The organism is Acinetobacter sp. V110_1, from assembly GCF_031798975.1.
In the GTDB taxonomy this organism is placed as follows: domain Bacteria; phylum Pseudomonadota; class Gammaproteobacteria; order Pseudomonadales; family Moraxellaceae; genus Acinetobacter; species Acinetobacter nosocomialis_A.
Window position 1 is genome coordinate 1 of the sequence record NZ_JAVQNN010000009.1, and the last position, 576, is coordinate 576.

The 576-nt window shown below is 43.2% G+C and carries 3 tRNA genes; all 3 read right to left on the bottom strand.

The annotated features are described in order from the left end of the window. Window positions 1-198 precede the first annotated feature (198 nt). Window positions 199-275, bottom strand: a tRNA-Pro gene (locus tag RMA95_RS00440). Window positions 276-279: 4 nt separating this feature from the next. After that, a tRNA-His gene (locus tag RMA95_RS00445) sits at window positions 280-355 on the bottom strand. Between the two features lie 33 nt (window positions 356-388). Further along, window positions 389-465, bottom strand: a tRNA-Arg gene (locus RMA95_RS00450). Window positions 466-576 lie beyond the last annotated feature (111 nt).

The window sequence follows — 576 nt, forward strand, 5'->3', positions numbered from 1 at the left end:
ACAGAGAACAGAGAACAGAGAACAGAGAACAGAGAACAGAGAACAGAGAACAGAGCTTATATAAATAAGTTCAGATATTGGAGCAATTTGGAATTAAAATTTTATTATAGAAAACAAAAAAATTCCTTCTATCCATAAGATAAGAAGAAATGATTTTAATATATGGGATATTTTAGAAAGCTTGAACGCTTTTAAATATGGTCGGAGCAGTAGGATTCGAACCTACGACCCCCTGGTCCCAAACCAGGTGCACTACCAGGCTGTGCTATGCTCCGAAATTGGGGTGAATGACGGGATTCGAACCCGCGACAACTGGAATCACAATCCAGGGCTCTACCAACTGAGCTACATCCACCATCAAATAAGTTCTATGTACCAAGCTACCAAATGGCGCGCCTGACAGGATTCGAACCTGTGACCATCCGCTTAGAAGGCGGATGCTCTATCCAACTGAGCTACAGGCGCTTAACCGATGATGCTTATCATGCGATACTTCGCCGATCTTAAAATATTATTTTAAGTGGTCGGAGCAGTAGGATTCGAACCTACGACCCCCTGGTCCCAAACCAGGTGCAC